This window comes from Bacillus sp. ABP14 (genome assembly GCF_001831375.1).
GTDB lineage: Bacteria > Bacillota > Bacilli > Bacillales > Bacillaceae_G > Bacillus_A > Bacillus_A paranthracis.
In genome coordinates this window covers 4,735,856-4,747,603 of the sequence record NZ_CP017016.1, presented here as the reverse complement: position 1 = coordinate 4,747,603, position 11,748 = coordinate 4,735,856, and the positions used below count along the sequence as shown (strand labels likewise).

Annotated in this window: 10 protein-coding genes; 9 read left to right on the top strand and 1 reads right to left on the bottom strand. The window is 40.4% G+C overall.

Annotated features, from left to right (window positions below; translation table 11 throughout):
• The first annotated feature begins 55 nt into the window (after positions 1-55).
• The 4 genes from BGI23_RS24875 to eno are packed head-to-tail and all read left to right on the top strand — an operon-like array spanning position 56 to position 4,880.
• A complete protein-coding gene (locus BGI23_RS24875) occupies positions 56-1,240 on the top strand; it encodes a phosphoglycerate kinase (protein WP_001036342.1) in 1,185 nt (394 codons plus the stop codon).
• A gap of 32 nt (positions 1,241-1,272) precedes the next feature.
• Positions 1,273-2,028, top strand: a complete 756-nt coding sequence (tpiA, locus tag BGI23_RS24870; RefSeq protein WP_070807150.1) for a triose-phosphate isomerase — start codon at positions 1,273-1,275, stop codon at positions 2,026-2,028.
• A complete protein-coding gene (gpmI, locus tag BGI23_RS24865) occupies positions 2,025-3,554 on the top strand; it encodes a 2,3-bisphosphoglycerate-independent phosphoglycerate mutase (protein WP_001231150.1) in 1,530 nt (509 codons plus the stop codon). Before tpiA ends, gpmI begins: the two co-directional genes overlap by 4 nt.
• 30 nt (positions 3,555-3,584) lie before the next feature.
• Positions 3,585-4,880, top strand: coding sequence for a phosphopyruvate hydratase (eno, locus tag BGI23_RS24860; RefSeq protein WP_000103957.1), 1,296 nt, complete (start codon positions 3,585-3,587; stop codon positions 4,878-4,880).
• Between the two features lie 51 nt (positions 4,881-4,931).
• On the opposite strand, the gene BGI23_RS24855 is transcribed toward eno, so the two are convergent.
• Positions 4,932-5,882, bottom strand: coding sequence for a nucleoside hydrolase (locus BGI23_RS24855; protein ID WP_001125031.1), 951 nt, complete (start codon positions 5,880-5,882; stop codon positions 4,932-4,934).
• A 425-nt stretch (positions 5,883-6,307) separates the two neighbouring features.
• Here BGI23_RS24855 and BGI23_RS24850 point away from each other — a divergent pair, with 425 nt between their 5' ends.
• From BGI23_RS24850 to rnr, 5 genes are all read left to right on the top strand, one after another.
• On the top strand, positions 6,308-6,676 hold the full coding sequence (locus BGI23_RS24850) for a CidA/LrgA family holin-like protein (protein WP_000673222.1): 369 nt from the start codon (positions 6,308-6,310) through the stop codon (positions 6,674-6,676).
• On the top strand, positions 6,673-7,365 hold the full coding sequence (locus BGI23_RS24845) for an LrgB family protein (RefSeq protein ID WP_070807149.1): 693 nt from the start codon (positions 6,673-6,675) through the stop codon (positions 7,363-7,365). The genes BGI23_RS24850 and BGI23_RS24845 overlap by 4 nt, the downstream gene beginning before the upstream one ends.
• 94 nt (positions 7,366-7,459) lie before the next feature.
• Positions 7,460-7,693 (top strand): preprotein translocase subunit SecG, encoded by a 234-nt coding sequence (gene secG / locus BGI23_RS24840; protein ID WP_000557262.1) that lies wholly within the window; start codon positions 7,460-7,462, stop codon positions 7,691-7,693.
• 161 nt (positions 7,694-7,854) lie between these two features.
• Positions 7,855-8,595 (top strand): carboxylesterase, encoded by a 741-nt coding sequence (estA, locus tag BGI23_RS24835; protein ID WP_000761976.1) that lies wholly within the window; start codon positions 7,855-7,857, stop codon positions 8,593-8,595.
• Positions 8,596-8,737: 142 nt separating this feature from the next.
• Positions 8,738-11,164 (top strand): ribonuclease R, encoded by a 2,427-nt coding sequence (gene rnr / locus BGI23_RS24830; RefSeq protein ID WP_070807148.1) that lies wholly within the window; start codon positions 8,738-8,740, stop codon positions 11,162-11,164.
• Positions 11,165-11,748 lie beyond the last annotated feature (584 nt).

The following is an 11,748-nucleotide window of genomic DNA, read 5'->3' as shown; positions in this document are numbered from 1 at the left end:
GTTAAGCTTTTGAGTGGGTTTTGTCAATCCTAACTAGTAGTCGGAGGGAAATCCAATGAACAAAAAATCAATTCGTGACGTAGATTTAAAAGGTAAGCGTGTATTTTGCCGCGTTGACTTCAACGTACCTATGAAAGAAGGCAAAATTACAGATGAAACTCGTATCCGTGCAGCTCTTCCTACAATTCAATATTTAGTAGAGCAAGGTGCGAAAGTTATTTTAGCAAGCCACTTAGGCCGTCCAAAAGGTCAAGTAGTAGAAGAATTACGTCTTACTCCAGTAGCAGCACGTTTAGGCGAGCTTCTTGGTAAAGATGTTAAAAAAGCAGACGAAGCATTCGGACCAGTTGCACAAGAAATGGTTGCAGCAATGAACGAAGGCGACGTATTAGTTCTTGAAAACGTACGTTTCTATGCGGGCGAAGAAAAGAACGATGCAGAACTTGCGAAAGAATTTGCAGCTCTTGCTGACATCTTCGTAAACGATGCATTCGGTGCAGCTCACCGTGCTCATGCTTCTACAGCAGGTATCGCGGACTACCTACCAGCAGTATCTGGTTTACTAATGGAAAAAGAGTTAGATGTTCTTGGAAAAGCACTTTCTAACCCAGATCGTCCATTCACAGCTATCATCGGTGGTGCGAAAGTAAAAGATAAAATCGGTGTAATTCGTCATCTATTAGACAAAGTAGATAACTTAATCATCGGTGGCGGACTTGCTTACACATTCGTTAAAGCTTTAGGTCATGAAATTGGTCTATCTCTATGTGAAGACGACAAGATTGAACTAGCAAAAGAATTTATGCAACTTGCAAAAGAAAAAGGCGTAAACTTCTACATGCCAGTTGATGTTGTAATCACTGAGGAATTCTCTGAAACTGCAACAACTAAAATCGTTGGTATCGACTCTATCCCTTCTAACTGGGAAGGCGTGGACATCGGTCCTAAAACACGTGAAATTTATGCAGATGTAATTAAAAACTCTAAGCTTGTTGTATGGAATGGACCAATGGGTGTATTCGAAATGACTCCATTCTCACAAGGTACAAAAGCAGTAGGACAAGCATTAGCAGATGCAGAAGGTACATACTCTGTTATCGGCGGTGGTGACTCTGCAGCAGCTGTTGAAAAATTCGGTATGGCTGATAAAATGAGCCACATTTCTACTGGCGGCGGTGCGTCATTAGAATTCATGGAAGGTAAAGAGCTTCCAGGTGTAGTTTGTCTTAACGACAAATAAGTAGCAGCCAAAGAAAAAGGACGGTGCAAAGCATGCGTAAACCAATTATCGCAGGTAACTGGAAAATGAATAAAACTCTATCTGAAGCAGTTAGCTTCGTAGAGGAAGTTAAAGGTCAAATCCCAGCAGCTTCAGCTGTTGATGCAGTAGTTTGCTCTCCAGCTCTATTCTTAGAGCGCCTTGTAGCAGCGACTGAAGGAACTGATTTACAAGTAGGTGCACAAAACATGCACTTCGAAAAAAATGGTGCATTCACTGGCGAAATTAGCCCAGTAGCACTTAGCGACTTAAAAGTTGGCTATGTAGTACTTGGCCACTCTGAGCGTCGTGAAATGTTTGCTGAAACAGATGAGTCAGTAAACAAAAAGACTATCGCAGCATTTGAACATGCTTTAACACCAATCGTATGTTGTGGTGAGACTTTAGAAGAGCGCGAAAGCGGAAAAACATTTGATCTAGTAGCAGGTCAAGTGACAAAAGCACTTGCAGGTTTAACTGAAGAGCAAGTTAAAGCAACTGTTATCGCTTATGAGCCAATCTGGGCTATCGGTACAGGTAAATCTTCTTCTTCTGCAGATGCAAACGAAGTATGTGCGCACATCCGTAAAGTTGTTGCAGAAGCTGTTTCTCCAGCTGCTGCAGAAGCTGTTCGTATTCAATACGGCGGTAGCGTAAAACCAGAAAACATTAAAGAGTACATGGCACAATCTGACATCGACGGCGCTTTAGTTGGCGGTGCTAGCTTAGAGCCTGCTTCGTTCTTAGGTCTTCTGGAGGCGGTAAAATGAGAAAGCCAACAGCTCTAATTATTCTTGACGGTTTCGGACTTCGTGAAGAAACTTACGGGAATGCTGTAGCACAAGCTAAGAAACCTAATTTTGATGGTTACTGGAACAAATTCCCTCACACAACGCTTACAGCTTGTGGCGAGGCAGTAGGTCTTCCAGAAGGTCAAATGGGTAACTCTGAGGTTGGTCACTTAAATATCGGTGCTGGCCGCATTGTATATCAAAGCTTAACACGCGTAAACGTTGCAATTCGTGAAGGTGAGTTCGATAAGAACGAAACGTTCCAAAGTGCAATTAAAAGCGTAAAAGAAAAAGGTACTGCACTTCATTTATTCGGTTTACTTTCTGACGGTGGTGTGCATAGTCACATGAACCACATGTTTGCTCTTCTTCGCTTAGCAGCTAAAGAAGGCGTTGAGAAAGTATACATTCATGCATTCTTAGATGGCCGCGATGTTGGACCAAAAACAGCACAAAGCTATATTGATGCAACAAATGAAGTAATTAAAGAAACAGGAGTAGGACAATTCGCGACTATCTCTGGTCGTTATTACTCCATGGACCGTGACAAGCGTTGGGATCGCGTAGAAAAATGTTACCGTGCTATGGTGAATGGTGAAGGACCTACTTATAAATCAGCAGAAGAGTGTGTAGAAGACTCTTATGCAAATGGTATCTACGATGAATTCGTATTGCCGTCTGTAATTGTTAACGAAGATAACACGCCAGTTGCAACAATCAATGATGATGATGCAGTTATCTTCTATAACTTCCGTCCAGACCGTGCAATTCAAATTGCTCGTGTATTTACAAACGAAGACTTCCGTGAGTTCGATCGTGGTGAAAAAGTACCTCACATTCCAGAATTCGTATGTATGACACACTTTAGTGAAACAGTAGATGGTTACGTGGCATTCAAGCCAATGAACCTTGATAACACTTTAGGTGAAGTTGTTGCGCAAGCGGGATTAAAGCAACTTCGCATCGCGGAAACTGAAAAGTATCCGCACGTTACATTCTTCTTTAGCGGTGGTCGTGAGGCTGAATTCCCAGGAGAAGAGCGTATCTTAATTAACTCACCGAAGGTTGCAACGTATGACTTGAAACCTGAAATGAGCATTTACGAAGTAACGGACGCTTTAGTAAATGAAATCGAAAATGATAAACATGATGTTATCATTCTTAACTTTGCGAACTGTGATATGGTTGGCCATTCTGGGATGATGGAACCAACGATTAAAGCAGTAGAAGCAACTGACGAATGTTTAGGAAAAGTTGTAGAAGCGATTCTTGCAAAAGATGGTGTAGCACTTATTACTGCTGACCATGGTAATGCTGACGAAGAATTAACTTCTGACGGAGAGCCAATGACAGCTCATACAACTAACCCGGTTCCTTTCATTGTTACTAAGAACGACGTAGAATTACGTGAAGGTGGTATCTTAGGTGATATCGCTCCAACTATGCTTACACTTCTTGGTGTTGAGCAACCGAAAGAAATGACAGGTAAAACAATTATTAAATAATTTGCTTATATAAAAAGGAGAGAATTTATTATGTCAACAATTATTGATGTTTATGCTCGCGAAGTCCTTGACTCTCGTGGTAACCCAACTGTAGAAGTAGAAGTTTACACAGAAAGCGGCGCTTTCGGACGCGCTATCGTACCAAGTGGTGCATCTACTGGTGAACACGAAGCAGTAGAATTACGTGACGGTGACAAGTCTCGTTACCTTGGTAAAGGTGTTGTTAACGCAGTAAACAACGTTAACGAAATTATCGCTCCAGAAATCGTTGGTTTCGACGTAACTGACCAAGCTGGTATTGACCGTGCTATGATCGAATTAGATGGCACTCCAAACAAAGGTAAACTAGGCGCTAACGCTATCCTTGGTGTATCTATGGCAGTAGCTCACGCAGCAGCTGACTTCGTAGGTCTTCCATTATACCGTTACCTTGGTGGATTCAATGCAAAACAATTACCAACTCCAATGATGAACATCATCAACGGTGGTTCTCACGCTGATAACAACGTAGACTTCCAAGAGTTCATGATCTTACCAGTTGGTGCTCCAACATTCAAAGAATCAATCCGTATGGGTGCTGAAGTATTCCATGCACTTAAAGCTGTATTACATGACAAAGGTCTTAACACTGCAGTAGGTGACGAAGGTGGATTCGCTCCAAACCTTGGTTCTAACCGTGAAGCATTAGAAGTAATCATCGAAGCTATCGAAAAAGCTGGTTACAAAGCTGGCGAGAACGTATTCTTAGGAATGGACGTTGCTTCTTCTGAATTCTACAACAAAGAAACTGGTAAATATGACCTTGCAGGCGAAGGCCGTACTGGCTTAACTTCTGCAGAAATGGTTGATTTCTACGAAGAGCTTTGCAAAGACTTCCCAATCATCTCTATCGAAGATGGTTTAGACGAAAACGACTGGGATGGTCACAAATTATTAACTGAGCGTCTTGGAAGCAAAGTACAATTAGTTGGTGACGATTTATTCGTAACTAACACTCAAAAACTTGCTGAAGGTATCGAAAAAGGTATCTCTAACTCAATCTTAATTAAAGTTAACCAAATCGGTACTTTAACTGAGACTTTCGAAGCTATCGAAATGGCTAAACGTGCTGGTTACACAGCAGTTGTATCTCACCGTTCTGGTGAAACTGAAGATGCTACAATCGCTGACATCGCAGTTGCAACTAACGCTGGCCAAATCAAAACTGGTTCTATGAGCCGTACTGACCGTATTGCTAAGTACAACCAATTATTACGCATCGAAGACGAACTAGGCGAAATCGCTGTTTACGATGGTATCAAATCTTTCTACAACATCAAACGATAATTGTAGAAAATAACGACAGACCGTGAGAAATCACGGTCTGTTTTTTTTATGCTAAAATTGTTCTCCCGTCATAAGTGACATGAAATGTTTAAAGAAACTGTTATAATCAAAATCAATTGCAATTTGATGACCCGGCCAATCAATAAATGGCTTTTGGTTCACTAAAGAACGAAATTCCCCTATGCTTGCTCCTTGTGCAGAGGATTCTGTCATGACAACGATAGGGGATTTGTGATACGTAAACATAGAGTTATCAAGTAAAGCGAGTATTGGCATTGTGTCATGGAAGGGGCTACCCTTTAAATGTGGTAGAGCATTTTTATAATAGCCGTAGTAATAATGATCGAATAACGGTTTGACGAGTGGGGCTTTTCCTTTTGCTTCAATATATTCAGCCATTTCTGGTGTAATGATGGAATATTGGGTGACGTTTAATGGATAGATGTACATGTTAGGTGAGGATTGAAGGACTATATTAGCGGCAGTAGGATCGCCATAAAAGTTTGCTTCGGAAATAGGGGTGACATTACCAGGATGTAAAAAGGCACCGCCCATTACGTAGTAAGATTTAATTTGTTTCATTAACTGTTTGCACATGATAAATAAAATTGCTAGAGAGGTAAGTCTTCCTAAACTTACAATGATTAATTCATCTTTATACTGTTCAATAAGAGGAATGACTTCAAAGAAATTCTCCATTTCTCCGTTAGTCACATTCCCATTTGGAATAATTGGCCCAAGCCCTTGTTTCCCGTGTACTTCTGTAAAAAAAGCAGGCGGGGCACCAGTAAGAGGGCGTTCTGAACCACCGAATATCTTAATATTTCTATTCCTTGTTTCATTCTTAAGAAAATGAGCATTTTGTACGGCCATCTCTTTTGGAACATTGCCGTAATCTGCAACAATGCCGATGATTTCTATTTCATCGATAAAGAACGCTAATAGGAGAGCCATCGTATCATCAATGCCAGGATCACAAAAAATAAGAACTTTTTTGGGCATATGTTCACCACCTATCTTGTTTATCCCACTTTAATGGGCAGTAAGACCCCCACCTCAAAATTCAGCGAAAGCAAAGAATTTAGGTGGGGTCGGGCTGCCCATTAAAGTCCGATTGGTGAGGGTTGATAATCAGTGGGGGATAAAGAACCCCCACTGATTAAAGTTTCACTTTATATATATGTAAGCTTAAAGGTAAAAAGATTATTTTATTGAAATAACAACATTTAAAATTCAGAAAATAAAAACTTCTTATATTAGGTCAAGGTTTTTGACTTAATTTCCTCTTGGAAATGTAGTCATATCAAGGTTGTAAGCGTATAACATAGGCGTTTTTTGCTGTCAAGTTGATAAATTGCAGCTTTTTACAATTTATACTATGATAAAGATATTAACAGAAGATCGTATAAACAAGAGGGATGATGAACATGAAATTTACAAAGATTCTTGTCCAAATTGCTGCTCTTTACGTTTTTTATATGGTTGGAACTTGGGTACAAGAAATGTTAAATATTCCGATCCCAGGAAGTTTGATTGGAATGTTCCTCTTACTTGTTTTACTTAGCCTAAAAGTTCTTCCAGTGAAATGGTTCGATTTAGGAGCAGAAACACTCGTTGCTATTATGCCGTTTTTATTAATTCCGCCAACGCTTGGCCTAATGAATTACGGTGCTTTTTTTATGAGTAAAGGAATTTCTCTTTTCATTACAGTTGTAGCGAGTACATTTTTAATTATTATTGTCGCAGGACATACAGGACAATATCTTGCGAATAGAAAGGAAAGAGAGTCGCGATGAGCAAAATATTAATCGGAATCGGTTGGGTTCTTTTTACGGTGCTATTATATCAATTATCTAAAAAAATCTATAAATTATTTCCAACACCATTCACCATTCCAATGCTTGTAGCAACAGGATTAATGGCTTTCTTATTAATCGTGCTTGATATACCGTATCAACATTATATGGAAAGTGGTGGTGGCTGGATTGCAAAGCTACTTGGACCCGGTGTTGTAGCATTTGCAATTCCTCTTTATAAACAACGTCACGTTCTTCAAAAATATGTTGTACCGATTGCCGGCGGGGTACTAGTAGGTACAACAGTTGCCATTGCAAGTGACTTTGCTATTGCGTCACTTATGGGAACAGATAAAAGTTTAATTTTATCTTCTTTACCAAAGTCGGTGACAATGCCGGTTGCGATGAGTGTTTCAGAGCAAGTAGGTGGTGTACCGTCATTAACAGCAGCTTTCGTTGTTATTGCAGGTATTACTGGAACGATTACCGGCCCGCTTTTATTAAAATGGAGCCGCGTTACAAACTCAGTTGGTAAAGGTATCGGATTTGGATGTGCTTCTCATATTATGGGCGTGATGAGAGCGATGAAAAATAATGAACATGAAGGTGTTATTGGATCGGTAACAATGACATTAACAGCGATTTTGACATGTTTGCTCGGGCCGCTATTTGCAATGATGTTCATGTAATGGAAGAAAAGCGAGAGCAACCTTATAGCTCTCGCTTTTCTATAGAATTTATGCTACAGTTACAATAACTGAATCTTTGTAGGAGGTACGCCAAGTGCATACGTTATTATCTGTTTTACTTATTATTGTATCGATTTTAATGATTGTTATGGTACTTATGCAGTCTAGTAATAGCTCAGGCCTTTCAGGTGCAATTTCAGGCGGTGCAGAGCAATTATTTGGTAAGCAAAAAGCACGTGGAATTGAAGCGGTATTAAACCGTATTACAATTGTTTTAGCTGTATTGTTCTTCGCATTAACAATTGGTGTTACGTACTTAAACTTATAGAATTGAAAGAAGAAGCGTTAGTAAGATGTACTAATGGTTCTTCTTTTTTTGTTTTGCCATTTGAAAGATGTTTCTAATTAGATTATAGAAATATAAATATGGTACACTAGATATAGAAAGAATACGACTAGATTACAGAAGAGAAAGAGGAGAAGTACATGATGAAATTAGCATCTCCGAAACCATTTACATTTGAGGGTGGAGACCGCGCTGTTTTATTACTACATGGATTCACAGGAAACTCAGCTGATGTACGTATGTTAGGGCGTTTCTTAGAAAAGAAAGGCTACACTTGTCATGCGCCAATTTATAAAGGGCACGGAGTACCGCCAGAAGAGCTTGTTCATACAGGTCCTGAAGATTGGTGGCAAGACGTAACGGAGGCATATCAGCTTTTAAAAGATAAAGGGTTTGAGAAAATTGCTGTCGTTGGATTGTCACTTGGCGGAGTATTTTCACTAAAATTAGGTTATACAGTACCGGTTTTAGGTGTAGTACCAATGTGTGCACCAATGTATATTAAGAGTGAAGAAACGATGTACCAAGGTATATTGGCATATGCCCGCGAATATAAAAAGCGTGAGCAAAAATCACCAGAGCAAATCGAACAAGAAATGTTGGAATTCCAAAAGACACCGATGAATACATTAAAAGCATTACAACAATTAATTGCTGACGTACGTAACAATGTGGACATGATTTATGCACCAACATTTGTTGTACAAGCGCGTCATGATGAAATGATTAATACAGATAGTGCGAACATTATTTATAACGGTGTAGAATCAACGTTAAAAGACATTAAATGGTATGAAGACTCTACGCATGTCATTACACTTGATAAGCAGCGTGACGAGCTACATGAGGATGTATATAACTTCTTGGAGCAACTAGATTGGTAAGATCTAGTTGCCTCTTTTTTTCATAAGGAATTTTTTGTGAAAACTGTAAAAATCATAAGGGGAGTATTGAAGTTTCGCTTTATACATCCCCTATCTTTCGGATACACTAAATAATATAAGGTTTTAAAGGAGGTATTTTTGCTTGGAAGAAATCATACAAGAACATATTGATAAGTTGTTATTATTTATGAGAGAAGAAGCGTATAAACCGCTAACGATACAAGAGTTAGAAGAGGCATTTGGGATTGAAGGTTCTGAGGGCTTTAAAGATTTCGTAAAAGCACTTGTAACGATGGAAGAAAAGGGACTTGTTATTCGTACTCGTAGCAACCGTTACGGTCTTCCTGAAAAGATGAATTTAATACGTGGTAAGTTAATTGGACATGCACGTGGCTTTGCATTCGTTGTACCAGACGAGAAGAAAACAGGAGATGATGATCTTTTCATCCCGCCTACAGAATTAAACGGTGCACTTCATGGCGATACAGTATTAGCACGCCTTAGTTCCCAATCAAGTGGTTCGCGTCAAGAAGGTTCCATTGTACGCATTTTAGAACGCGGAACGAAAGAACTAGTTGGTACATATACAGAATCGAAAAACTTTGGATTTGTTATACCTGACAATAAACGCTGGACAAGTGACATTTTCGTATTGAAAAGCGCATCAATGGGCGCTGTAGAAGGTCATAAAGTAGTTGTGAAAATTACGAGCTATCCAGAGAATCGTTTAAGTGCAGAAGGTGAAGTTATTCAAATTCTAGGTCATAAAAATGATCCAGGAGTAGATATTTTATCTGTCATTCATAAACATCACTTACCTTTAGCGTTCCCTGAAGAAGTGATGGAACATGCAAACAGTGTACCAGAAACGATTTCAGAAGAAGATTTAAAAGATCGCCGTGATCTACGTGACCAAATGATTGTAACAATTGACGGTGCAGATGCGAAAGATTTAGATGACGCTGTTACAGTAACGAAGCTTGAGAACGGTAACTACAAGCTTGGCGTTCACATTGCGGATGTAAGCCATTACGTTCAAGAAGGTTCTCCAATTGATGTAGAAGCAGCGGAGAGAGCGACGAGTGTGTATCTTGTTGACCGTGTAATTCCGATGATTCCACATCGTCTATCTAATGGTATTTGTTCATTAAATCCGAAAGTAGATCGTCTGACGTTATCTTGTGAAATGGAAATCAACAATTTAGGTGATGTTGTAAAGCACGAGATTTTCCAAAGTGTAATTAAAACGACAGAGCGTATGACGTATGCTGACGTAAGAAGCATTTTAGAAGATGAGGACGAAGAATTAATTAAACGCTATGAGCCGCTTGTACCGATGTTTAAAGAAATGGGTCAATTAGCACAAATCCTACGTGAAAAACGTATGCGCCGCGGTGCAATCGACTTTGACTTTAAAGAAGCGAAAGTATTAGTAGATGAAGAAGGAAAACCGACAGACGTTGTTATGCGTGATCGTTCTGTATCAGAGAAGTTAATTGAAGAATTTATGCTTGTTGCGAACGAAACAGTAGCAGAGCACTTCCACTGGATGAACGTACCATTTATGTACCGTGTCCATGAAGATCCGAAAGAAGATAAGCTAGAGCGTTTCTTCGAGTTTGTAACGAACTTCGGGTATGCCGTAAAAGGACGTGCGAATGAAGTGCATCCTCGCGCCCTGCAACAAATTCTTGAAATGGTTCAAGGGCAGCCTGAAGAAGTAGTTATTTCAACAGTAATGCTTCGTTCTATGAAGCAAGCACGTTACGATGCAGAAAGTTTAGGTCACTTTGGTTTATCAACTGAGTTCTACACACATTTCACATCGCCAATTCGTCGTTACCCAGATACGATTGTTCATAGACTAATTCGTGAATACATCATTAACGGTAAAGTCGATAATGAAACGCAAGCAAAATGGCGTGAAAAATTACCTGAGATTGCAGAGCACTCTTCTAATATGGAACGTCGTGCTGTTGAAGCAGAACGTGAAACAGACGAACTGAAAAAAGCAGAATATATGCTTGATAAGATTGGCGAAGAGTATGACGGTATGATTAGCTCTGTAACAAACTTCGGTTTATTCGTAGAGCTTCCAAATACAATTGAAGGTCTTGTACATGTTAGCTACTTAACGGATGATTACTACCGTTATGATGAGCAGCATTTCGCAATGATCGGAGAACGTACAGGTAACGTATTCCGCATCGGTGACGAAATTACAATTCGCGTTATTAACGTAAACAAAGACGAGCGTGCAATCGACTTTGAAATCGTTGGCATGAAAGGTACGCCTCGTCGTAAGTTCAAAGATCGTCCAGTCGTTATCGAACAGCCAAGAACAGGCAGAAAGAAACGCGGTGGACGTAGCGAGCGCAGTAATGAGCGCGGCGGAGAACGTGGCACAGGAAGAAAATTTGACCGTGGTGGCAAAGGGAAAGGAAGAGGATCTGCATCCGCATCTACGTCCGCTAGCCAGTCAGGGAAAAAAGAGGGTAACGGTAAGAAGAAAAAAGCATTCTTCGAAAACGTACCAGGATTCAAGAAGAAAAAGAAAAAGCGTAAGTAAGAAAAGGATGGCTTCGCTTTGATGGAAAGCGAGGCTTTTTCTTTTTTATTGGTGGCTTGAGAGCGAGCCACTTTCGCTTTTTAATGGAATCCAGCTACAGTGGCTAGAATGTTCGGCGGCTTCGCTTCCTCTCTAGAGGCAAAGAACGCCTCAAGGTCAGAAGCTCCATCCACCTCACATTCTGAGCGAGCCACTTCCGCCTTTTATGGAATCCAGCTACAGTGGCTAGAATGTTCGGCGGCTTCGCTTCTTCCCAAGAGGCAAAGAGCGCCTCAAGGTCAGAAGCTCCATCCATCTCACATTCTGAGCGAGCCACTCCCGCTTTTTATGGAATCCAGCTACAGTGGCTAGAATGTTCGGCGGCTTCGCTTCTTCCCAAGAGGCAAAGAGCGCCTCAAGGTCAGAAGCTCCATCCACCTCACATTCTGAGCGAGCCACTTTCGCTTTTAATGGAATCCAGCTACAGTGGCTAGAATCTGTTGGCCATTTCACTCCCTCGGACGAAGCAAAAAGCGCTTCTCTGTCGGGAGTTCCAATGTCCAAAGATTCTAAGCGAGCCACTTTCGCTTTTTAGTAACATTTGT